The organism is Mesorhizobium sp. Root554 (genome assembly GCF_001427025.1).
Lineage (GTDB): Bacteria > Pseudomonadota > Alphaproteobacteria > Rhizobiales > Rhizobiaceae > Mesorhizobium.
Window position 1 is genome coordinate 2868532 of sequence record NZ_LMGA01000001.1, and the last position, 22631, is coordinate 2891162.

The window sequence follows — 22631 nt, forward strand, 5'->3', positions numbered from 1 at the left end:
GCTCAGTTCGGCGGCGTCAGCGCGGTCTTCATCGCCTGCCGCAGATCGGCCGGCCATTTATCCGCCGCCGGCCAGGCCTGCGGGGCGCCCTTGTCGCTCTGATGCGCGAAATACAGCGCCTTGTTGCCGGCATCGACGGCCATGAAGGAATCGGCGACACCGCAGGCATGCGGCGTGCAGCCGCTGGCGTAGATCGCGCCGGAAGCCATCTTTTCGGTGCCGCCGCCGACCAGCAGCCCGGTGACGACCTCGGTAAGGTCCTTGCCCAGCAGCTTGCGGCCCGCTTCATAAACGGCCTCGTTGTGGAAGGCGTCGATGATGTTTTGGAATTTCGATGCGTCGATGTCCTTCCAGTCCGTCTTCGGCTCGGGGACATAGCTTAGCATGCCGGCCGTCATCAGCCCGCTGTCGGGTGTCCAGCTCAGCACAGCCTTCGATTCACCTGGCAAAAGGTAGGGCACGAAACTGATGCTGTAGTCGGAAACCGCCGCCGGCGGCGCGCCGCATTCCTCGGCCCCGACCGAAACAGTGCGGATGTCGGCATCCTTCGGTTTCCACACCAGCAGCATGGCCGGTCCGCAGGCATTGCCGCCGGGACCGACGTCGAACAGCGCCACCTTGGTGCCGGCGACATCGACGACCTTCTCGAAATAGACGACATAGTCGCGCGCCAGCTCCTTGCCGCCGAAGGACAGGATCTTCTCGCCATATTCTTCCGGCTGCGCGATCGTCAGCTCGCCGCCCTCGAAGGGGATCGGCGCCTGCTTTTCGCTGGCCCCGGCGTCCGCATCGGGCGCGGCCGTCTGCGCAAATGAGGCTGCGGACGCCAAGAACAGCATTGCCGCCGTGGTTGCGATGAGAAAGGGCCGCATCGTCACCTCCCGGTTGCCGGCTCTACGCGATGCCCGGGCCGTTCAGGCCCAGGGCCGGCTTTCGGCGTTGCGCTTTTCGAACGAGGCGATGGCGTCCGACTTCTCCATCGTAAGGCCGATATCATCCAACCCGTTGAGCAGGCAATGGCGCTTGAAATCGTCGAGGTCGAAATGCACCACGCCGCCATCCGGACCGCGGATTTCCTTGGCTTCGAGATCGATCGAAACCGTCGCGTTGGAGCCGCGATCGGCGTCGTCCATCAGCTTTTCCAGATCTTCCGGGCTGACGGTGATCGGCAAGATGCCGTTCTTGAAGCAGTTGTTGTAGAAAATGTCGGCGAACGAGGTCGAGATGACACAGCGAATGCCGAAATCCAGCAGCGCCCACGGCGCGTGCTCGCGGCTCGAGCCGCAGCCGAAATTGTCGCCCGCCACAAGAATCTGCGCCTTGCGGTAGGCCGGCTTGTTGAGCACGAAATCGGGATTTTCCGAACCGTCGTCATTGTAGCGCATCTCGGCGAAAAGCCCCGTGCCGAGCCCGGTCCGCTTGATCGTCTTGAGGTAATCCTTGGGGATGATCATGTCGGTATCGACATTGATGATCGGCAAGGGCGCGGCGACGCCGGTGAGCTTGGTGAACTTGTCCATGGCTATTGCCCGTCTTTCACGTTGCGGGGATTTTTTGTTGGGGTCGGTTTACACAAAGGCTCGGGCAAAGAAAAGGCGGCTGTTGCGGGCGGGTCTTGATTCAGGAATGGTCCTGCTGCCTGCCGGCGTTGGAAAACCGGTCGAAACCATTCCATTTTCGTGCAAACTGCCGGCATGAGCGACCGCCCTGCCGTAATATACGCTGCCGAACCTGGCCTCGGTCCCGCCGAATTCCGTCGCGTGCTGGAAGAATCCGGGCTTGGCGCGACCCGTCCTGTCGATCCGGAGCGGCTGAAGGCGATGCTCGACGGCGCCGATCTCTTGTTGACCGCCCGTCTTGGCGGCCCCGAAGGCGAACTGATCGGCGTCTGCCGCGCCATCACCGATTTTTCATGGGTCTGCTACATCTCCGAATTGGCGGTGTCGAAACAGGCGCAAGGCCTCGGCATCGGCAAAGGCCTGCTGGACGAAACCCGCCGCCGGCTGGGCCCGTGGGTTGCGCTTGCGCTGATCTCGATGCCGGACGCGGTCGGCTTCTACGAGCGCGTTGGCCTGGCACGCATGACCGATGCGTTTTGGCAAAAACGCGAACGCTAGAACACCAGCGAGCGATGAAGCTGCACACCGGCCCAGGCGCCGTCGCCAACCGCCAGCGTGACCGAATGAGGGATACGTGCCGCATCACCACAGGCGAACGCGCCCGGCACGGTCGTTTCCTTGGTCTCTTCGGTCTTGATCTGCGATCCGAACGGCGTCGGCTCCAGCTCGGCACCAAGGCCTGCGGCGACGGACGAGGCAGGATGCGTCTCAGTCGCGGTGAAAAGCCCGGCGAAGGAAAGAACCCGCCCGTCTGTCAATTCCACATCCGCATGGCCTTTGATTCTTGCGATGGGTGTTTCCTCGACGCTGACCTGGCGCGCCACCAGGTCAGCGCGTATCGCATCGTCGAGCGGCACGGCGTCATTGGTAAAGAACGTCACCGCGCCCCATTCGGGGATGAACTGCGCCTGGTGCACCGACATCTGGCTCGTGCCGATGACGCCGATCCGGCCTCGGCCGAGTTCATAGCCATGGCAATAGGGACAGTGGAAGATGCTCTTGCCCCACCGTTCCCCGACGCCCTCGATGGCAGGTAAAGTATCGGCGACCCCGGTGGCGAAAAGCAGGCGGCGCCCTCCATGCTCGTCACCGTCCTCGATCCCGACGACAAAGGCGTCCTTGTCGCCCCGCGCTGTTTCCGCGCGTCCGTCGATCCAGGTCAGCGTCGGATAGGCGAGAAGCTGTTCGCGCGCCTTGGCCGCAAGGACCGCCGGATCGACGCCATCCTGGCCGAGAAACCCGTAGGAATGGCTGGCGAAGCGATTGCGGCGCTGCCCCGCGTCGATCACCAGCACCGAGCGGCGCGCGCGCAGAAGCTGCAGCGCGGCGGCCATGCCGGCATAGCTGCCGCCGATAATGATCACATCATGCTGCATGTCGATGTCCTATGCTTGCGGCGTCCGGATGGATTGGTGCCGCCGGGCAAAATCCGCTGCGATGTCGCCGATCCTCACCTGCGCGAAATGTTCCAGCAGCAGCGCTTCGGCCTTGGCGAAGGCGCCGTCGAGCGCGGCATTGACCGACTGTTCGACCAGGCATTCCGGCACTTCGCTGTGGTTGCCGATGGCAAAGACAGCCGGTTCGCCAAGAACCTCGTGCAGTTGGCGCAGTGTCACCGTCGACAGATCGGCGGTAATCGACCAACCGCCGGCATGGCCGCGCGCCGAAGCGACGATCCCGGCCTCGCGCAGCAGTCCCATCGTGCGCCGCACAACGACGGGATTGGTGTTCATGCATTGCGCCAGCGCCTCCGACGTCATCGGCCGATCGTGTTCGGCCATGTGCAGAAGCGCGTGCAGGACTGAGGAAAGGCGGCTGTCTCTTTTCATGTAACTTTTGATATTACGAATATGAACAGGCTGTCAAGAAGCCGCTGCCGAAGCCATCGTCATCGGAAGCTGCAGCGAAGCCTGGGCTGGCCGGCTCCGGTCCCAGAGGCCGCGCGCTTCCAACAAAAAATCTATCCACGCCCTCTCCATCCCCTCCTACACTCTCCGTAGTTCCTACCGCGGGAGCGCCGGTCATGACGGTGGTTGTGCGTAGAGGAACCGGTTCCCGGCAAAACCGCTAACGTGGCGGCGGAGGCGGGCCGCGGTCCTTTTCCGGAAGGGGAAGACTTGAAAATTGTTCGCCAGCCGGTAACGGGGCGCGGGCAAGAGACAAGCGGGCCTGATGAGGCAGCGCTGGGTTTTCCTCCGGAGCGGTAAGCTTCCTTCCAAAGAAGCAGCTCCGCTCCCTTGACCGGGGAGCTCCCCTGCGGAAGCCGCGGTAAAGACTGGACGGGCGGTTGTGAGACCGCACGACTGCCCCCTCCCAGATGAGCGATCGCGCGACCGCCCGTCTTCCCGACCTTCGCCTTGTGGCAGGTCAATTCTCCGGCAATGGCCAGACTGCGAAAGCAGGGCGTGGCGAAGAGGAGGCGCGTCCGTTCAAATCACATTCAGTTCCCGGAACGGACGCCCGGACGTCACCCGTTCGTAGCCAAAGGCCGAGCAATCGATGGAGCGGTAGCCGCCATGCACGACCAGTTCCGCCAGCGCCTTGCCCACCGCCGGCGCCTGCTGCAGCCCATGCCCGGAAAAGCCGTTGGCGAAGAGAAAGTTGCCGACCTGGGGATGCGGCCCGATCACCGCATTCTGGTCGAGCGTGTTGTAGTCATAATGACCAGCCCAGGCGCGCGTCATCTTGATCGCCTCGAAGGCCGGGATGCGGGTCGCCAGCACCGGCCAGATCGTTTCCTCGAACAGGCTCCATTCCGGCTCGAAATCGGCCGGGTCGGCGGCGGTCTCGCCCTCTTCCGATTCGGCGCCACCGGTCAGATAGACCGAGCCTTCCGGCCGCACATAGATGCCGCTCGGATCGACCAGCAGCGGCATGTCGGCGAATTTTTCTCGCGCTTCGAACACGAACACCGTGCGCTTGCGCGGCTCGACCGGCAGGGCGATGCCGGCCATGGCGGCGACCTTGCCGGCATTGGGGCCAGCGGCGTTGACGACGATGCCGGCGTCCAGCCGCTCGCCATTGGCGAGCGTCACGCCGGTGACGCGGTTGCCCTCCCGGCCGATCGCGGCGACCGGCGCGGTGATAAGATCGACATCCATGCCGCGCAGCGCCTTGCGCAACAGAGCCAGCAGCGCATGGGCGTCGAACCAGCCTTCGCCGCTCAACCCGAGCGCGCCGGCAACCACGCCTTCCGGCGAAAGCCAGGGGAAACGCCGCCGCAGCGCCTCGATATCCTCCAGCACGATGTCGGCGCCCTCGGCGATCTGTGTTTCATGGTTCGCCTTGAGGATCGGCAGGCCTTCCTCGCCGGCGAGGATCAGATAGCCACCTTCGCGGAAGCCGATATCGGCCTCAGTGCCGAACTCCTCGCGCAATCGCCGGAACAGGCCGAGCGTGAAGCGCGACAGGCGGATGTTTTCGGCGATGGAGAATTGCTGGCGGATCGACGCCATCGACAGGGTCGTCGCCGCGTGGGCAAACTGCGGATCGCGCTCGATCAGCGCCACCGTCCCCGAAAACCCTTCCTTGCGCAGATGATAGGCGAGCGACGAGCCGACGATGGCCCCGCCGACGATCACGATGTCATAGTGCGCCATGATGCATGTCCCGGATTGCTTCGATGCAAACAGCTTGAGCCGCTAGACCTTGCAAGGGCCAGCCTTGAAAGGCAAGAAGACCAGATGACCCAGACATACCGCCCGCGCCGTTCCGTGCTTTACGTACCCGCCACCAACGACAAGGCGCTGGCCAAGATCGCCACGCTTGCCTGCGATGCCGTCGTCATCGACCTCGAGGATGCCGTCGCGCTGCAGGACAAGGCCGCCGCCCGCGAAAAGCTCGGCGCCATTTTCGCCAACCGGCCGGGCAAGCGCTACGAGATGATCATCCGCGTCAACGCGCTCGCCAGCGAATGGGGCAGCGACGATCTCGCCGCCGCCGCCGCCTGCGAACCGGACGGAATCCTCCTGCCCAAGGTGGATACGGCGCGCGATATAATCGAGGCCGGCGATGTGCTGGACGATGCCTTTGCGCCGGAAAGCGTCCGGTTGTGGGCGATGATCGAGACGCCGAAGGGCCTGCTCAACATCGGCGCCATCGCCGAACTCGGCCGCGACCCGGCCTCGCGGCTTGCCTGTTTTGTCGCCGGCACCAACGATCTGGCCAAGGAAACCGGTGTCCTCGCTTTGCCGGACCGGCGCTATATGGTGCCGTGGCTGATGCAGATATTGTTGGCTGCGCGTGCCGGCGGCCTCGATGTCGTCGATGGCGTCTTCAACGATTTCCGCGATGCCGACGGCCTGGCGCGCGAATGTGCCGAGGCGGTCGCCATGGGATTCGACGGCAAGAGCGTCATCCACCCGGCACAGATCGAGGCGGTCAACAAGTCGTTTTCGCCCTCGGAGGTGGCCTTGACGGAAGCCCGCGCCATCCGGGATGCTTTCGCCAGGCCGGAGAACGCCGGCAAGGGCGTCATCGGCCTGGATGGCAGAATGGTTGAGCGCCTGCATCTCGCCCAGGCCGAAAGACTTCTCGCCAAGGCCGGGGCGATTGGCGCATGATAACGAAGATTACAGCATAGGATCGACCCGATGCGACTCTACCGTTTCCTCACCGAAGTCGACGATTCCAAATTCTGTCACAAGGTGACCGCGGCCTTGAACAAGGGCTGGCACCTCTACGGTTCGCCCACCTACGCCTACGACAAGAAGGGCAAGGTCATGCGATGCGGCCAGGCCGTGGTGAAGGATGTCGATGGCCAGGAATACAAGGCAGGCGAAACCAAGCTGGGCGACTGGTAGGACTTTTCCTTGCCCCTTCAGGAAAAGGTGCCGAGCGAAACGAGGCGGATAGGGCGTTTAGTTCTGAATCGCTCTAAAGCGGACAGTTCTACTCCGCCGCTTCCTCGAGCTTTTCCATGTCGTCGTCGGACAGGCCGAAATGGTGGCCGATCTCGTGGATCAGAACATGGGTGACAATGTCGCCCAGCGTCTCCTCGTTCTCGGCCCAGTAGTCGAGGATGGCGCGGCGGTAGAGCGTTATCCGGTTCGGCCCCTCGCCGGTCGCCGGGTTCCAGCGCTCGGCAATGCCGCGCCCCTCGAATAGGCCGAGCAGGTCGAAGGGCGTTTCCAGCGACAAATCGTCCATGATCTCGTCGGTAGGGAATTCCGCCATCTGGATGATGATCTCGCCGGTCAGATTGCGGAAATCCGCCGGCAGATGCGCATAGGCCTCCAGCGCCAGGAACTCCAGTTCTTCCAGCGAGGGTGATAGTTCACCATGCCAGGTGCGGGTCTTGTAGATGCGGGCCATTCTTCGTCCTTCGTCTCGCGGCATATAGGCTTTTGTACGGGACTCGGCAAACGACGGTCATGCCCGGCGGGGCCGCTTCGAAAACAACAGGAATAAATTCTTTTCTTCGGGGCGCTTGACTCTCGTCGCAGGCTCAGGAATCTATAAGAACACAACAGGAACAAACTGTAGGAAAGCGACCGCCATGGCGACGAACGCCGTGGCGCAGAAGGCTATTTTCGCCCTGCGCCGGGAAATCTCGAGGATAGAAGGCACGCTGCCCGAACGGTTCGCCGAACCCGGTTCGGAGGACGCAGTCGTGCTGCGCCACAATGGCCGCCCTCGCGGCGAGGCCAGCCTGCTCATTACCGGAGTCCCAGCCTTGGACGAAGCGCTGGGCGGCGGGATTTCCAAGGCAGCGTTGACCGAAATCCACGGCCAGCATTCCCGCGATGCCGGCGCCGTGACGGGTTTCACGCTGTCGCTGATCAGCCTCCTGCTCAAACAGGCGCCGTCAAAGCCGGTTCTGTGGATCGGCACATCAGGGTTTTTCGCCGAAGCGGGCCTTCCCTATGCGCATGGGCTTTCCCGCCTGTTCGGCATTATGCCGCAGGGCGTGCTGTTCGCCGAAGCGCCGAGACCGGTCGATGCGCTGTGGATCGCCGAGGAGGCGGCTGGGCTGAAGACACTGGCGACCGTCGTCATCGAGATCTCAGGCAATCCGCAACGGCTGGACCTGACCGCGACACGCCGGCTGCACCGCCGCGCTGCCGAGGCGGGCCGCCCGGTCTTCCTGCTCCGACAGTCGGCACAGGCCGAGGCGACCGCCGCACCCCTGCGCTTCGCCGTCACCCCGGCGCCGGCCGGGAAGCGGCATATCCTTGGCCGGCCGCTCGCTGGTTCCATTGGGCCACCGGCCTTCATCATCGCCCTCGACAAGAACCGTCTGGCGCCTTCAGCGCGCTTTGTACTCGAATGGAATGCCGATGAACGCACCTTTGAAACGCGTGATGCACTCCGGCACGGCAGGCCGCAGGATCCTGTCGCTCTGGTTCCCCTACCTCGCCACCGACCGGATATGGCGGCAGCGGCTGGGCCGCGCATGGCTTACGGCCTGTTCCGCTTTCCCCCCGCTGCTCGTCAGCCATCGTGACGGCAACGCTCAGCGCATCGCCGCGCTCGACCATCGCGCCGAGATGCTGAAACTGAAGCGAGGTATGGGCGTTGCCGATGCGCGCGCCATGCATCCTTCGGTGGAAATCGTCGAGGCCGACCCCGAAGCCGACCGCCGCCTGCTCGAAGGCCTCGCCGACTGGTGCGACCGCTACACGCCGCTGGTGGCGCTCGACGGAACCGACGGGCTTTTCCTCGACATCACCGGCTGCAGCCATCTTTTCGGCGGCGAGGAGGCTCTGGTCGCCAACATGCTGCGCCGCTTTTCCGAGCAGGGTCTTGAAGCAAGCGCCGCCGTCGCCGCAACGGCCGGCACGGCTTGGGCCGTCGCCCGTTTTCGCGGCAATTTCGTCGTGCCCGATGGCGAGGAAGCCGGTTGGCTGATGCCATTGCCGCTGGCGGCTTTACGTCTCGATGCAACGATCTGCACGGCCCTCGACAGCGTGGGCCTACGCACGATCGAGGCAGTCATGACGACGCCCCGCGCGCCGCTTGTCCGCCGCTTCGGCAAGGCGCTTGTCCTGCGTCTTGATCAGGCGCTCGGCCAGATCGACGAAGCGCTGTCTCCGCGCATGCCGGTGCCGGAACTGTCGGCCGAGCGCGCGCTAGCCGAACCCGTCATGATGGTGGAGGACATCGAGCGCATTATTCTTCTCCTCGCCACAGCGCTCCAGGAAGCGCTGGAAAGGCGTGGCGCCGGCGCGCTCGGCCTGCGGCTCTTCCTGTTTCGGGTCGATGGCGCCGTCACCCGGCTTTCCGTTCATCTGTCACGGCCGGCGCGTGCCCCGGACCGGATGGCAAAACTTTTCCATGAACGGTTGGCGGCACTTGGCGATAGCCTCGACACCGGCTGCGGCTTCGATCTCGTCCGGCTCGCGGTGGAATCGGTTGCGCCGCTTGCCGCACAGCAAGTCGATCTTGGCCATGCGGATCGCGACGACGACGCCGATCTGGCGCTGTTCGTCGACCGGGTCTGCGCTCGGCTCGGCCGCAACGCCGTGCGTCGGCCGGTTCCCGTCGCAAGTCACCTGCCGGAACGGTCAGTGGCTTTTTCATCCTTCGCCAATGCCGCCAAAATCGTCGAGACCGCGCTGCCGGCCAGGGCGGAGCGCCCGATGCGTTTGCTCCGCCAGCCCGAACACGTCGAGGTCGTGGCCGAAGTCCCGGAGGGTCCGCCCCTGCAATTCCGTTGGCGACGCGCACATTACCGCATTGCCCGTGTCGAAGGGCCGGAGCGGATCAGCCCGGAATGGTGGCTTGAGAGCTTGCCTCCCGTCGAGAAAAAGGACGGTGAAACGGATCCGGATCACGAAAAGCGCCGCAAGCAGGCCGCGGCGCTGAAAACGACGCGTTCGGTTCGCGATTATTTCCACGTCGAGGATACCGACGGCCGGCGCTACTGGCTTTACCGCCAGGGATCTTACGGCAATGCCGATGCGCCCCCGCGCTGGTTCCTGCACGGCATCTTCGCATGAGGCCGACGCTACCGCCCTGCAGCACGCCAATTGAACCGCGCTATATCGAGTTCGGCGTCCAGTCGAATTTCTCTTTCCTGCGCGGCGCCTCACAGCCAGAGGAACTGGTCGTCGCCGCCTGCATGTTCGGTCATGCCGGCATGGGTCTTGCCGACCGCAACAGCGTCGCTGGCGTGGTGCGCGCCTGGAGCCAGTCAAAGCATATCCAGCTTGCCGACGCAGAGCCCGTGCACCTGCCCTATCATCCCGGTTGCCGCCTCGTCTTTGCCGACGAAACGCCTGACATCCTGGCCTATCCGCAGGACCGCCAGGGTTGGGGGCATTTGTGCCGCATGCTGACCCAGGCCAATTTGCGCGACGAGACCGGGAAAGGCGCGACGCTTCTCAAGCGAACCGATCTTCTGGAATGGGGCGATCGGCTGTCCCTGGCGGTCCTGCCTGAACTGGCCGCTACCGAAGACGCAACGCTTACTCTGCTGCGCGGGCTGAAATATCGGTTCGGCGACGACATCCGATTGGCCGCCGCCCCCGCCTATCACGGCGACGACCATTTCCGTCTGGAGAAAGCCGCGGCTTTGGCTGGCGCGGCGAAATTGCCGCTGATGGCCACCAACGACGTGCTCTATCACGCATCCGAGCGCCGGCCGCTGCAGGATGTGCTGACCGCCATCCGGCTGAACAAGACCGTCGCCGAGGCCGGGTTCGCTCTGGAAGCCAATGCCGAGCGCCACATGAAGTCCGGTTTTGAAATGGCGCGGCTGTTCCGCCGCCATCCGGAAGCGCTGGACGAGACGCTGCGCTTTGCCGAAAGCCTGACCTTCTCGCTCGATGAATTGAAGCACAATTATCCCGAGGAAACGACCGAGGAAGGCGTCGATCCGCAGACCGAACTGGAACGATTGACCTGGAAAGGCGCCCACCGGCGCTATCCCGGCGGCATTCCGCAAAAAGTCACCGGCCTGATCCGCCATGAACTGGCGATCATCGCGGAGAAGACCTATGCCCGGTATTTCCTGACCGTGAATGACATCGTCCGCTTCGCACGGGAAAAGGCGGATGTCCTGTGCCAGGGACGCGGCTCGGCCGCCAATTCCGTGATCTGCTATTGCCTCGGCATTACCGATGTCGATCCGTCGCTGATCGAGGTTCTGTTCGAGCGCTTCGTCTCGACCGAACGTGACGAGCCGCCCGACATCGACGTCGATTTCGAACATGAGCACCGCGACAAGATCATCGCCTATATCTACGAGAAATACAGCCAGAAGCACACTGCGCTGGCGGCGGCGGTGATTTCCTATCGCGGCCGCTCCGCCCTGCGCGAGGTCGGCAAGGCGATGGGACTTTCCGACGATGCGCGCAGCGCGCTTTCCGGCTCGATCTGGGGCTGGTGGTCGTCCACGCTCGGCGAGCACGAAGCCAAGGCTGGCGGGCTCGATCTGGAACAGGCCATATCCCGCCATGTCATCGATCGCTCCAATGAGATCATGGGCTTTCCCCGCCATCTTTCGCAGCATGTCGGCGGCTTCGTCATCACCAAGGATCGGCTCGACGAGATCGTTCCGATCATGAAAACGGCCATGCCCGAACGCAAGATGGTCGAATGGGACAAGGACGACCTCGATGCCGTCGGCCTCCTCAAGGTCGATGTCCTGGCGCTCGGCATGCTCACCTGCTTGAAGAGGGCCTTCACCCTCTTGGAAGATCACTATCGGGTCCGCGACGAATACGGCCGACCGGTCACCCTGGCGACGCTGCCGCAAGAAGATCCCAAGGTCTATGACATGATCTGCCGGGCCGACACGCTCGGCGTTTTCCAGATCGAATCGCGTGCGCAGATGTCGATGCTGCCCCGGCTGAGACCGCGCCGATTCTACGATCTCGTCATCGAAGTGGCGATCGTCCGCCCCGGTCCCATCCAGGGCAACATGGTGCATCCCTATTTGCGCCGCCGGATGGGGGTGGAAAAGATCGACTATCCGAGTCCGGTGCTGGAAGCGATTCTGAAAAGGACGCTGGGCGTGCCGCTGTTCCAGGAACAGGCGATGAAAATCGCCATCGACGCCGCCGGCTTCAAACCGAGCAAGGCCGATCAGTTGCGCCGATCGATGGCGACGTTTCGGCGCAATGGCACAATCGACGGCCACAAGCGTGAATTCATCGAGGGCATGGTCGGCAACGGTTATGAGAAAGAGTTCGCCGAGCGCTGCTTCAGCCAGATCGAAGGCTTTGGCGACTATGGCTTCCCCGAAAGCCACGCGGCTTCCTTCGCCCTGCTCGTCTATGCATCCTGCTGGTTCAAGACCTTTTACCCGGACATCTTCTGCGCCGCCATCCTCAACTCCCAGCCCATGGGCTTCTATGCCCCGGCGCAGCTCATCCGCGATGCGCAGGACCACGGCATCGAAATCAAACCTGTCGACATCAATCACTCAGATTGGGCCTGCACGCTAGTCAAGGGCGGCTTCCAGCCAGCTCGGGTCGCCGCGCGCCATGTCGAGATGCGGCCCGTCATCAAATCCATGCGGGCTGTGCGGCTCGGCTTCAATCAGGTCAAAGGCCTGTCCGAAGCGCGTATGAACGCCTTCGTCGCACGGCGCGAGGCTGGCTACACTTCAGTGCGCGACGTCTGGCTGCGGTCGGGTCTCGAGGTGAGGGAGATCGAATGCCTCGCCAATGCCGATGGCTTTCGCTCTATCGGCCTCGACCGCCGGGCTGCGCTTTGGGCGGTCAGGGCTCTTGGCGACAGGAGCACGGCCAATCTGCCGCTGCTCGATCAACCGGGGCTTGTCCTGACTGACAATGAGCCCGAGACCCGGCTTCCGGTCATGCCGCTGGGCGAGCATGTCCTGCATGACTACCGCTCGCTCGGCATGTCGCTCAAGGCGCACCCGATTTCCTTCCTGCGCCGGCGGCTTGACCGGGCTGGCGTCACCCCTAACATAAGGCTGGCCGCGCTCGACAATGGCCGCAAGGTCTCCGTCGCCGGTCTGGTGCTGGTGCGGCAGCGTCCCGGCAAGGGCAATGCCATTTTCCTGACTCTGGAAGATGAGGAAGCGATCGCCAATATCATCGTCTGGAGGCGGGATTTCGACCGGCTGCTGCCGGTGATCATGGGTTCGAAATTCATCCGCGTCACCGGCAAGCTTCAATCGGCTTCCGGTGTCGTCCATATCGTTGCCCAATCCATGGAGGACCTCTCCTCCTGGCTGGGCGTTCTGCGTTCTTCCGAAGAGTCAGTCGAAGAAACGGACGGCGTTTCCGAGATGACAGTGCGTCATGCAAACGACGTCATGCCGAAAGGACGCAATTTCCAATGATCGAGGAGGTTGACCTGTGGCGGAGCCGGCGGCCCCTTCCTATTTGCCGTCGCTGCCGATCGACCGGGCTTCCGAGGGGAGCATGATCGGAATTCCGTCTCGCACCGGATAGGCAAGCCGCGCCAGCCTGGACACCAGTTCGCCATGTTCGCCATCCCAGACCAGCGGCCCCTTTGTCAGCGGACACGCCAGCAGTTCGAGAAGTTTAGGATCCACCTGCGCTTTGCCGGGTTCACGGTCCTGGGCCATTGCAGTCTCGCTCACTATTGCAGGCCCCACTATTGCAGGCTTGAGCCGAAATCATCGGTATCGCGCGCCAGCGCCATTTCGGTAATCGCAACCAGCGTTTCCGCCCGCGTTTTCAGGTCCGCGGCCTCCAGCAGCGCCTGCTTCTCCGCCGATCCATAGGGCGCCATCATAGAAAGCGCGTTGACCAGCATCGTGTTGTCGGCGCGGCTGACGCTTTCCCAATCGGCCTCCAGGTCGTTCGCCTGGAGATAAGCTCGAAACGTCTTCAACAGAGATGGCCGGTCGATTTCGTTAGAGGACTGGTCCTCTTGCAGATCGGCCAGAAACGGCATTATCCGGCATTGCCGGAAAGGCGTCTTCGCCGCCATCTCCTGCGCCACCCTGAAGCGGCAGACGCCCTGCAGCGAGATCAGGTATCGTCCGTCCCCGGTTTCGGCAAAGGAGGTGATGCGCCCCAGACAGCCGACATTGCACAATTCGGGCTCGCCATCGGCACGAACAGCGCCCTCGAGACTTGGCTGGATGATTCCGATCAGGCGGTGGTCGGCCAGCACGTCATCCAGCATCTGCAGGTAGCGCGGCTCGAAAACATTGAGCGGCATGCGGCCGCCCGGCAACAGCAACGCACCGGCAAGTGGAAAGACCGGAACCGTCTGGGGCAGATCCTTGTCGCGCCGATAATGTGCGTTACCTGCCTGCACTGATCATCCCAGTCCCATCGACAAATATTCCCCTGTTGATCTGGCCGGTAATCGCGGCATGGCAAGCTTGATCAGGAAAATAACAGCGACGAAAGCTTCCTGCGCGCCGAAAGCGTCGCCTCATCGGTCACTCCCCAGGCCTCGAAAAACTGCAGCAGCTGCGTTCGCGCCGCATCGTCCTGCCAGCTGCGGTCGGTCCTGATGATGGCAAGCAGGCTGTCGGCCGCTTTTTCCCGATCGCCGTGCGCATTCTGGATCATGGCCAGATCGAACCGCGCTTGATGGTCCTTCGGGTTTTCGGCCAGACGCTTTTCGAACTCCGCCGCGTCACCCAGCAAAGCGGCCTGATCGGCCAGCGCCATCTTGGCGCGGACTGCGGCCAGGGCCGGCGCGTCCTTCTTCGCCTCCGGCGCGCCGTCCAGCAGCGCCTCGGCGCCCTCCCTGTCTCCGGCCTCGAACAGCAAATCCGCCAGTCCGGCAATCGCCTCGACCGAGTCGGGAGCCTGCTGCAGGACGGCGTCATAAAGGCCGGCGGCACCCTGGATGTCACCCTTGGCGCGCGCTTCCGCTGCCGCTGCCAAGGTTTCATCGAGCTTTGGTTGCGCGCCGTTCTTGCCTGCCAGTTTGGCGATGAACTCTTCCACCTGACTTTCAGGAATGGCGCCCATGAAGCCGTCGACGGGCTGCCCGTTGCTGAAGGCAATGACCGCCGGAATGGACTGGATGCCGAGCTGTCCGGCAATCGAGGGGTGCTCGTCGATATTCATCTTGACCAGTTTCACCCGGCCGCCGGCATTCCTGACCACCTTTTCGAGAACCGGCGTGAGCTGCTTGCACGGATTGCACCACGGAGCCCAGAAATCCACCAGGACAGGCTGGGTTCGCGATTCCTGAATGACGTCGGCGGTAAAAGTCGCCGTCGTGGTGTCCTTGATGATGTCGGCAGCGGCAGCCGGCGCTGCGCTTGCCGGGCCGCCATCGCCGCCGAACTGGACAGTGGTGGTGTACTGGCCGCCCGCGGCGCGAAATGGATTGTCGTTGTTCGTCGTCATCTGGCCCTTCGCCGCGTCCTGCTCAATTTCGATATCGAAGACCGCAACCCGGTCTGCCGTGCCCACGCATGTGGCGATCACGCGGCCACTTTCAAGATGACGGGATCGTGCCCTGTCGCCTTGATGAACGAGAGCAAATCGCCTGCGGCAATCGACGTCGTCGCCTCATTGGTCAGCGGATGCGCGTTGATGACCGCATTTTGCATCAACGCCTCATCGAGGACAACCTTGACCTCCAGCCGGGCGTCATTGATGAGCCCGAACACTGTGACCGCACCCGGAACGACGCCCAGCAGCTCCATCAGTTTTTCAGACCTCCCAAAAGAGACACGGCCGGCGGCGCCGATCAGATGGTGTATCTGCTTCAGATCGACCGACGCCTCTTCATCGACGGTCACCAGGAAGTAATGGTCCTTCTTGTCCTTCAAAAAGAGGTTCTTGGTGTGCCCTCCGGGGATTTCACCGCGCAGCGCCTGCGAATCGGCCACGGTGAAAAGCGGCGGGTGACGCAGCGTCGAAACCGCAATTCCCAGTTCGTCGAGGAAAGCAAAAAGGTCTTCTTCAGATTTTGGCATTGGATCATCCGCACCGTCGAACTGCCGTTTTTGGCCAAGATGACAAAAGAGACAAGAGGCTTGTGCTTCTTTGTGTTTATTGCGGCTCTCGATGATGTGAGAGCGAGCTTTCCACGTCTCCAGCGCGAAGGTTTCAAAGTCCACGATTTCCCTGTTGCAATCGCCGCGCTCTTCGGCCATATAGGCGCGGCTTGCGGCCAAGGCCGCGCGAGCGGGTGTAGCTCAGGGGTAGAGCACAACCTTGCCAAGGTTGGGGTCGAGCGTTCGAATCGCTTCACCCGCTCCAAATCTTCTTAATTCTGAAGTGCTTAGAGGCTCGGATATCCGGGCCTTTTTGCCGTCTGGAATCTTGTTCGGTGGCCGGCAAAACGCATGCGCGCAGGGCCTCTCCATGCTAGGAGAGATCAATGGCGCAGAAGAAAGCATTCGAAGTCGATTCCTGGCTGGCAAGACCGGACCCGCGGTTTTCGATCGTGCTGATCTATGGTCCCGATCGAGGGCTTGTCGCCGAGCGGAGCAGCGACTTCGCCAAGAAAACCGGTCTCGCCCTCGACGACCCGTTTTCCGTGGTCAAGCTCGATGCGGCCGACATCGACCGTGAAGAGGGCCGCCTTCTCGACGAGGCGCGCACCGTCCCGATGTTCTCGGATCGGCGACTTCTATGGGTGCGAAATGCCGGCGCGCAGAAAGGCCTGACCGAAGACATCAAGGCCCTGGCCGCCGATCCGCCCGGCGATGCGATCATTCTGGTCGAAGCCGGCGACCTCAAGAAGGGCGCCGCGCTGCGCGCTCTGGTGGAGAGCGCCGCAAACGCCATCGCCCTGCCATGCTACTCCGACAGCGGCCGCGACATCGACCAGCTTATCGATGAGGAATTGACCAAGGCGGGAATGACCATCAGCCTCGAAGCCAGGCACACGCTGCGCCGCAGTCTGGGCGGCGACAGGCTGGCTTCGAGAGGCGAGGTGGCCAAGCTGGCGCTCTTTGCCCACGGCGCCGGCGAAGTTGGTCTTGATGACGTGAGAGCCTTGACCGGCGACGTATCGGGTCAGTCCTTCGACAATGCACTGGATGCTTTGCTGGAAGGGCGGGTCGAGGATTTCGATACCGCATTCAGCCGGCAGTGCCAGGCAGGCGGGCACCCATTTCAGGCGCTGTTGACCGTCATGCGACAATTCCACTCCCTGCATGCCATGCGCGCAGTGCTGGAAACCGACCGGAAGAGCGCTGCCGCAATCGTCGCCTCAGCACGTCCCCCGGTATTCTTTAGCCGGCGAAAGTCTGTCGAAAAGGCTCTTGAACGATGGAATTCCGAGGCGCTTTCCCGTGCTCTGACACGCTTGCAGGCCGCCGTTCTTCAGACCCGGCGCCGTTCCGACATGTCGATCGCCGTGGCAAGGCAGGCATTGCTTGGAATTGCCGTCGAAGGCGCCCGTCTTTTGAAACAACGGGAATAACTAGAGCCGGCTAAATATCACCGTTCCTGCTTCAGCCGCCGGCACAGTTCATCAAGTTGGTCCAGTGTTCGATAGGCGATGCGAAGGTGTCCGCCGTGGTTTTTGTGGGCTATCGAGACCTGCATTCCCGTCACGTCGGTCAAAAGCTTCTCGAGCGCCAGAGTATCGGTATCTTTCTCGTGCGAACTGCTGGACTTGCCGCCACCCTCCCGGGCTGCCGGCATTTGCGCCAGTGCTTCGGCCTGACGAACGGATAACCCGTCCTCGACGATCCGCTTAGCCAGCCCTGCCGGATCCTGAGCCGTCACCAGCGTCCTGGCGTGACCGGCGGAAAGCGCTCCGTCGACCAGCATGTCGCGTATCACCTCCGGAAGCCTCAGCAGACGCAGCGTGTTGGCGACATGGCTACGGCTTTTGCCGATCACCTGTCCGAGATCGGCCTGGCTGTAGCCGTGATCGTCGATCAATTGCTGATAGCCCAGCGCCTCTTCGACCGGATTGAGATCGGCGCGCTGCACGTTCTCAATGATGGCGAGTTCAAGTGCCGTGCGGTCGTTGACGTCGCGGACGATAACGGGGATTTCAGCAAGCCCGGCGCGCTGCGCCGCCCGCCAGCGGCGCTCGCCGGCGATGATTTCGAATCTGTCGCTTTGCTGGGGCGACGGTCGCACGACGACCGGCTGCACCACGCCATGCTCGCGAATCGACTGCGCAAGGTCGGCAAGATCTGCCTCGCCGAAGCTGCGCCTCGGGTTCTTGGGATTGGGCGAGACGAATTCGATCGGAACCCGGCCATCCGCTGAAGCCCGCGGCCTTTCGGCCGTCTCAGCGGGACGGTCCATTTCGCCGATCAGGGCTGCCAGGCCTCGGCCGAGGCGTTTTCTTGCCGGATCTTCAGTCATGCTTCTTCCAGATCGTTTCGATATCGAATCAATTATGCGGCCCTCAAGCGGCGTTCCCGGCGGATCACCTCCGAAGCAAGCTGCAGATAGGCTTGGCTGCCTGAGCACTTTAAATCATACAGAATTGCCGGCTTGCCATAGGATGGAGCCTCGGAAACGCGCACGTTACGGGGAATGACGGTCTCGTAGACCTTTTCACCCATATGCGCCCGCACATCCTGCACAACCTGGTTGGCGAGATTGTTCCGGCCATCGAACATGGTCAGGACGATTCCCTGGATCGTCAGGTCGGGATTGATCGAGGCCCGCACCTGCTCGACAGTCTCAAGCAACTGGCTCAACCCCTCAAGTGCGAAAAACTCGCACTGGAGCGGAACCAGCACCGAATCCGCTGCCGCCATGGAGTTCAAGGTCAGCAAATTCAGTGAAGGCGGGCAATCGATGAGAATATAGCTGAAATCAGGCGTTCTCAGGGTCGATTCGCGAATCGCGTTGCGTAGCCGCAGCACACGATCCGGCGAGGCGGCGATCTCCATCTCGACGCCGAGCAGATCCAGGGTCGATGGCACGACGAATAGCCCAGGCACGGCCGTCGCCATCGCGGCGCCTTCCAGCGTCAGTTCACCCATCAGCACATCGTATGACGAAACGGCGCGATCGCGCCGATCGATACCCAGACCTGTACTGGCATTGCCCTGCGGGTCGAGATCGACGATCAGCACCCGCTCGCCAATGGCCGCCAGGGCCGTGGCGAGGTTGATCGCCGTCGTCGTCTTGCCGACCCCGCCCTTCTGATTGGCGACTGTGATGATTCGTGGGCCGCTATGATTCATGATATATGCCGAATATATGCCGATAATTCAGGTCATTAATCCGGTTTCTTCGACACGGATCGTAAATTTCTAAATTCGAGAACGACGCCTTCCGGATCGACCAGACTGGGATGTTCTATCAGATCGAAAGCCCAGTGGTGAGCGCTTTCTGCCACCTCCTGCCGATAATCCCGTCCTTTATGGAACAGACCGGTTGCACCGTTCGTCAGCCACGGCGCAGCGAGGTCCAGTAAGGCGACCAGGGGCGCCACGGCGCGGGCGGTAACAATTTCGGGCTGGGGCACCAGTTGATAGCAATCATGAATTCGCTGGGCAAATACATGCGCGGGGAGGCCGAATTGACCGATTGTGGTTTGTAGAAATGACGCTTTTTTCCGGTTGCTTTCAACCAAACGGATGAATCCGCGGCGCTCTTGCAAAAGAAATGCCACCACAAGTCCGGGAAATCCACCGCCCGAGCCCAGGTCCAGCCAGTTCGTTGCGTCAGGGGCAATTGACATTAGCTGGGCGCTGTCCAGCACATGGCGCCGCCAAATCTCACCCTCCGTTGAAGATGCGACAAGGTTTATACGCTGGTTCCACTTGCGGAAAAGCTGCTCGAAGGCCTGAAGCCCCTCAAATGTTTCACGTGAAACGGGTCCCGCGACCGCCCGGAGACTCTCGATGGTTGCGGCAGTCAAGCCGCACCTCTTTGGAGGAGCTCTGCATTCCGAACATGGGCGATCACCAAACCAAGCGCCGCCGGGGTCATCCCCTCCATCCGTTGCGCCTCGGCGACGGAACGCGGCCGGCGATCCCGCATTTTTTGCCGCAGTTCGTTCGAAAGACCGGGAATCGTGGAGAAATCGAGACCGTCCGGAATGAGGCGGGCTTCTTCGTGGCGCAACTGCTCGACGTCCGCTCGCTGCCGATCGAGATAGACAGCGTATTTGGCCTCTGTCTCAAGGGTTTCGGCGGTCCTGGCATCGATATCGCCAAATTGAGGTTCGATACGAGCCAGCCATTCCACGCTTACGTCCGCATGGGACAGCAACTCATACGCCGACCGACGGACGCCGTCCTGATTGACCGCCAGTCCATATCTTGCGGCTTCATTGGGCGTCAAAGTGGTCTGGAAGGCCAAATTCTTCGCTTTTTGGAAACGATCCTGGACGAGGCGAAACCGCTGCCGCCTCGCTTCCCCTACGATTCCAAGGGCTTCTGCCCTCGGCGTCAGGCGTTCATCGGCATTGTCCGCTCGCAGTGAAAGCCGAAATTCCGCCCTGGACGTGAACATGCGGTATGGTTCGGCTATGCCTCGACTGGTCAGATCGTCGACCATAACTCCCAGATAGGCCTCCGAACGGCTCAGCACCACGCCGTCGGCGCCGGAAGCGCGGCGGGCGGCATTGACCCCGGCAAGGAGACCTTGTGCGGCGGCCTCCTCATACCCGGTGGTGCCGTTGATCTGTCCGGCCAGGAAAAGCCCGGTCACACGCCGCGTCTCCAGCGACGGCTCAAGCTCGCGCGGATCGATATGGTCGTACTCGATGGCGTAACCGGGCTGCAGCATTGTCGCGCGCCCAAGTCCGGGAATGGTCTTTAGGACTTCCAACTGGACTTCTTCCGGTAATGAGGTCGAAATGCCGTTGGGGTAAACGGTAGTATCGTCCAGCCCTTCCGGCTCCAGAAAGATTTGATGACCTTCCCTGTCACCGAACTTGACGATTTTGTCTTCGATGGACGGGCAGTAACGTGGGCCCACTCCTTCGATCGAACCGGAATACATGGCCGAACGCCCGAGATTCTGCCGTATGACATCATGTGTGGCGGCGGTAGTCCGCGTGATCCCGCATTCGATCTGCGGGTTGATGATTCCATCCGTCATCAACGAGAACGGCACAGGATCGGCATCGGCAGCTTGCATGTCGAGGCCGGCCCAGTCGATGGTCCGTCCATCGAGCCGGGGAGGCGTTCCGGTCTTGAGGCGTCCGAGCCGGAAACCAATGCGGGACATGGCTGCCGAGAGGCCGATTGACGCCGGTTCATTCATCCGCCCGGCGGTGATCTTGCGTTCGCCGATATGAATCAATCCACGCAGGAACGTGCCCGTGGTCAGAACAATGGCCCCGCAGCGGATACGGCGCCCATCGGCCAGAACAACACTTGTCGTTCTTTCATTCTGGACTATCAGGTCGGCAACTTGGCCTTCGATCACCGAAAGTCCCGATTGCTCAAGAATCGCCGTCTGCATTGCCTGGCGATAAAGCTTCCGGTCTGCTTGCGTCCGCGGTCCACGCACCGCCGGGCCCTTGCGCCGGTTGAGGAGACGAAACTGAATTCCGGCGGCGTCTGCGACCCGGCCCATCAGCCCGTCCATCGCATCGACCTCGCGCACCAGATGGCCCTTGCCGAGGCCCCCGATTGCGGGATTGCAGGACATCGCACCGATTGTATTGAAGGACAGCGTCACCAGCGCCGTGTTGGCGCCAAAGCGCGCTGCGGCGGCGGCGGCCTCGCAACCCGCATGTCCTCCGCCGACCACAACCACATCGAAATTCAAATCCATGGGTCCATATCCGCCATCATCAGCGTTTCACGTGAAACGACAAGCACCGGTGCATGTTTCACGTGAATCACTTCCCTATACAAAATTGACCGAAAATGACATCGAGCAGTTCTTCGGTATCGATACTGCCAACGATCCGGCCCAGCTGGTCAGCGGCCAGACGCAAATCCTCGGCATGAAGTTCAGCGCCGCGACCGCGGCCAGCCAGGCATACGAGCAGGAATTCCCGGCACCGCCTCAGCAATTCGACATGGCGGAGCCTCGACGGCAAGATATCGCCATGGAACCCTGCCGCCGACGCCGCGCGGCGTTTCAGTTCATCGAGCAGAATATCAAGCCCGGCCTCAGTCCTGACCGAGATTGCCATGTCGTACTGATGCCGGTCTTCTCCATCGGGCACCAGATCGAGCTTGGTGCCTATCCGCATCACTGCCGACGAGAGCGTCGGAAGCTTCGGGTCGACAGGCGAAACCAAATCGGTGAGCAGGAGAACGAGGTCGGCGCCGTCCAACCGCCCCTTCGCCCGTTCGATCCCGATCGATTCCACCTTTCCCGCACCGTCGCGCAAACCCGCCGTATCCGTTATCCGCACGGGCAATCCGCCCAGATCCAGCATCACCTCCAGCAAGTCGCGTGTCGTGCCCGGCTCGTCCGTTACGATGGCTACCTCACGCCGCGCCAATGCATTGAGAAGACTGGACTTTCCGGCATTGGGAGCGCCGACGATAACCACGTCAAAGCCGTCGCGAATGATCTCTGCAGCGTGGAATCCATCAATGTGATTCTGAATTTCCGCAGCGAGCGCCTCCACATCCGTCCACACCGACGACGCGACCGATCCCGGTACATCGTCCTCGTCGGCAAAATCGATCTCCGCTTCGATCATGGCGCGGGCGTGCACCAACCGTTGCCGCCAGCCGAGATAGAGTTCGCTCTGTGCGCCGCCAGCATTGGCCGCCGCAAAACGTCGCTGCGCCTCGGTCTCGGCGGCGATCAAATCCGCCAAAGCCTCGGTCTCCACCAGATCGAGCTTGCCGTTGAGAAAGGCGCGCCGGGTGAATTCCCCCGGCTCTGCCAGGCGCACGCCGTCGATGGATGTCAGGGCTTCGATCATCGACGCGACAACGGCGCGGCCGCCATGCACATGGAATTCGACGACGTCCTCGCCGGTAAAGCTGGCCGGGCCTGGAAAAAAAAGCGTCAGACCGCGATCGATCCTCTCGCCAGCGGCATTGCTGAAATCAGCGACCACTGCTTTCCGGGGTGAAAAAGCAGCTCCGTTAACGATCGTTTCGAGAGCGAATCGACAGTGGTGGCCCGACAGACGGATCACCGCCACTCCCGCTGGCAGCCTGCCGCTCGACAATGCAACGATGGAGTGTGTGAAATTCATTGCCGCGGAACCGGATAGCCGTAGTTTGATCTGAAGTCTCTAGGG

Annotated in this window: 22 protein-coding genes and 1 tRNA gene; 8 read left to right on the forward strand and 15 right to left on the reverse strand. The window is 62.2% G+C overall.

Features of this window, described 5'->3' with window-relative positions; translation table 11 throughout:
• Positions 1 to 2: 2 nt before the first annotated feature.
• Positions 3 to 872, reverse strand: a complete 870-nt coding sequence (locus ASD44_RS14020; RefSeq protein WP_056113120.1) for a hypothetical protein — start codon at positions 870 to 872, stop codon at positions 3 to 5.
• 42 nt (positions 873 to 914) lie between these two features.
• Positions 915 to 1520, reverse strand: coding sequence for a 3-isopropylmalate dehydratase small subunit (leuD, locus tag ASD44_RS14025; RefSeq protein WP_056113123.1), 606 nt, complete (start codon positions 1518 to 1520; stop codon positions 915 to 917).
• Positions 1521 to 1694: 174 nt separating this feature from the next.
• Between leuD and ASD44_RS14030 the strand changes: the two genes are divergently transcribed.
• Positions 1695 to 2117: a GNAT family N-acetyltransferase gene (locus ASD44_RS14030; RefSeq protein WP_056113128.1), complete on the forward strand. Its 423-nt coding sequence runs from the start codon at positions 1695 to 1697 to the stop codon at positions 2115 to 2117.
• Here ASD44_RS14030 and ASD44_RS14035 read toward each other — a convergent pair.
• The 3 genes from ASD44_RS14035 to ASD44_RS14045 all read right to left on the reverse strand — a co-directional run bounded on the left by ASD44_RS14035 (position 2114) and on the right by ASD44_RS14045 (position 5218).
• Positions 2114 to 2995: an NAD(P)/FAD-dependent oxidoreductase gene (locus tag ASD44_RS14035; protein ID WP_056113132.1), complete on the reverse strand. Its 882-nt coding sequence runs from the start codon at positions 2993 to 2995 to the stop codon at positions 2114 to 2116. The two genes, ASD44_RS14030 and ASD44_RS14035, sit on opposite strands and share 4 nt — an antisense overlap.
• A 9-nt stretch (positions 2996 to 3004) precedes the next feature.
• Complete coding sequence (locus tag ASD44_RS14040; RefSeq protein ID WP_056113135.1) at positions 3005 to 3448, reverse strand: Rrf2 family transcriptional regulator; 444 nt, start codon at positions 3446 to 3448, stop codon at positions 3005 to 3007.
• A gap of 600 nt (positions 3449 to 4048) precedes the next feature.
• On the reverse strand, positions 4049 to 5218 hold the full coding sequence (locus tag ASD44_RS14045) for an FAD-binding oxidoreductase (protein WP_056113138.1): 1170 nt from the start codon (positions 5216 to 5218) through the stop codon (positions 4049 to 4051).
• Between the two features lie 84 nt (positions 5219 to 5302).
• Between ASD44_RS14045 and ASD44_RS14050 the strand changes: the two genes are divergently transcribed.
• The gene (locus ASD44_RS14050) at positions 5303 to 6181 is read left to right on the forward strand and encodes a CoA ester lyase (RefSeq protein ID WP_056113140.1); all 879 of its coding nucleotides are present in this window, start codon (positions 5303 to 5305) and stop codon (positions 6179 to 6181) included.
• 30 nt (positions 6182 to 6211) lie between these two features.
• Positions 6212 to 6421, forward strand: coding sequence for a DUF1737 domain-containing protein (locus ASD44_RS14055; RefSeq protein ID WP_056113143.1), 210 nt, complete (start codon positions 6212 to 6214; stop codon positions 6419 to 6421).
• 88 nt (positions 6422 to 6509) lie between these two features.
• Here the strand turns inward: ASD44_RS14055 and ASD44_RS14060 are convergent, their stop codons facing one another.
• Positions 6510 to 6932 carry a metallopeptidase family protein gene (locus tag ASD44_RS14060; protein ID WP_056113146.1) on the reverse strand — a complete coding sequence of 141 codons (423 nt, stop codon included), beginning with the start codon at positions 6930 to 6932 and terminating at the stop codon, positions 6510 to 6512.
• Positions 6933 to 7116: 184 nt separating this feature from the next.
• Between ASD44_RS14060 and ASD44_RS18790 the strand changes: the two genes are divergently transcribed.
• The 3 genes from ASD44_RS18790 to ASD44_RS14070 are packed head-to-tail and all read left to right on the forward strand — an operon-like array spanning position 7117 to position 12876.
• Positions 7117 to 8064 (forward strand): hypothetical protein, encoded by a 948-nt coding sequence (locus ASD44_RS18790; RefSeq protein WP_244478777.1) that lies wholly within the window; start codon positions 7117 to 7119, stop codon positions 8062 to 8064.
• 16 nt (positions 8065 to 8080) lie between these two features.
• A complete protein-coding gene (locus ASD44_RS14065; RefSeq protein WP_244478839.1) occupies positions 8081 to 9559 on the forward strand; it encodes a DNA polymerase Y family protein in 1479 nt (492 codons plus the stop codon).
• Positions 9556 to 12876, forward strand: coding sequence for an error-prone DNA polymerase (locus ASD44_RS14070; RefSeq protein ID WP_056113155.1), 3321 nt, complete (start codon positions 9556 to 9558; stop codon positions 12874 to 12876). Before ASD44_RS14065 ends, ASD44_RS14070 begins: the two co-directional genes overlap by 4 nt.
• A gap of 39 nt (positions 12877 to 12915) precedes the next feature.
• Here the strand turns inward: ASD44_RS14070 and ASD44_RS14075 are convergent, their stop codons facing one another.
• The 4 genes from ASD44_RS14075 to ASD44_RS14090 all read right to left on the reverse strand — a co-directional run bounded on the left by ASD44_RS14075 (position 12916) and on the right by ASD44_RS14090 (position 15453).
• On the reverse strand, positions 12916 to 13125 hold the full coding sequence (locus ASD44_RS14075; RefSeq protein ID WP_056116219.1) for a Trm112 family protein: 210 nt from the start codon (positions 13123 to 13125) through the stop codon (positions 12916 to 12918).
• Between the two features lie 29 nt (positions 13126 to 13154).
• Positions 13155 to 13826, reverse strand: coding sequence for an LON peptidase substrate-binding domain-containing protein (locus ASD44_RS14080; RefSeq protein WP_056113158.1), 672 nt, complete (start codon positions 13824 to 13826; stop codon positions 13155 to 13157).
• A gap of 71 nt (positions 13827 to 13897) precedes the next feature.
• On the reverse strand, positions 13898 to 14878 hold the full coding sequence (gene trxA, locus ASD44_RS14085) for a thioredoxin (protein WP_056116222.1): 981 nt from the start codon (positions 14876 to 14878) through the stop codon (positions 13898 to 13900).
• A gap of 77 nt (positions 14879 to 14955) precedes the next feature.
• Positions 14956 to 15453 carry a prolyl-tRNA synthetase associated domain-containing protein gene (locus ASD44_RS14090; protein ID WP_056116225.1) on the reverse strand — a complete coding sequence of 166 codons (498 nt, stop codon included), beginning with the start codon at positions 15451 to 15453 and terminating at the stop codon, positions 14956 to 14958.
• Between the two features lie 211 nt (positions 15454 to 15664).
• Between ASD44_RS14090 and ASD44_RS14095 the strand changes: the two genes are divergently transcribed.
• A tRNA-Gly gene (locus ASD44_RS14095) sits at positions 15665 to 15739 on the forward strand.
• Between the two features lie 121 nt (positions 15740 to 15860).
• A complete protein-coding gene (gene holA / locus ASD44_RS14100) occupies positions 15861 to 16910 on the forward strand; it encodes a DNA polymerase III subunit delta (RefSeq protein WP_056113160.1) in 1050 nt (349 codons plus the stop codon).
• A gap of 17 nt (positions 16911 to 16927) precedes the next feature.
• Here the strand turns inward: holA and ASD44_RS14105 are convergent, their stop codons facing one another.
• The 5 genes from ASD44_RS14105 to mnmE all read right to left on the reverse strand — a co-directional run bounded on the left by ASD44_RS14105 (position 16928) and on the right by mnmE (position 22586).
• A complete protein-coding gene (locus ASD44_RS14105; RefSeq protein ID WP_056113163.1) occupies positions 16928 to 17812 on the reverse strand; it encodes a ParB/RepB/Spo0J family partition protein in 885 nt (294 codons plus the stop codon).
• Positions 17813 to 17844: 32 nt separating this feature from the next.
• A complete protein-coding gene (locus ASD44_RS14110) occupies positions 17845 to 18645 on the reverse strand; it encodes a ParA family protein (RefSeq protein ID WP_056113166.1) in 801 nt (266 codons plus the stop codon).
• A 35-nt stretch (positions 18646 to 18680) separates the two neighbouring features.
• Positions 18681 to 19325 carry a 16S rRNA (guanine(527)-N(7))-methyltransferase RsmG gene (rsmG, locus tag ASD44_RS14115; RefSeq protein WP_056113169.1) on the reverse strand — a complete coding sequence of 215 codons (645 nt, stop codon included), beginning with the start codon at positions 19323 to 19325 and terminating at the stop codon, positions 18681 to 18683.
• Entirely contained in the window at positions 19322 to 21193 is a 1872-nt protein-coding gene (gene mnmG / locus ASD44_RS14120) for a tRNA uridine-5-carboxymethylaminomethyl(34) synthesis enzyme MnmG (RefSeq protein WP_056113171.1), read from the reverse strand. Before mnmG ends, rsmG begins: the two co-directional genes overlap by 4 nt.
• 67 nt (positions 21194 to 21260) lie before the next feature.
• Positions 21261 to 22586, reverse strand: a complete 1326-nt coding sequence (gene mnmE, locus ASD44_RS14125) for a tRNA uridine-5-carboxymethylaminomethyl(34) synthesis GTPase MnmE (protein WP_056113175.1) — start codon at positions 22584 to 22586, stop codon at positions 21261 to 21263.
• Positions 22587 to 22631: the final 45 nt, after the last annotated feature.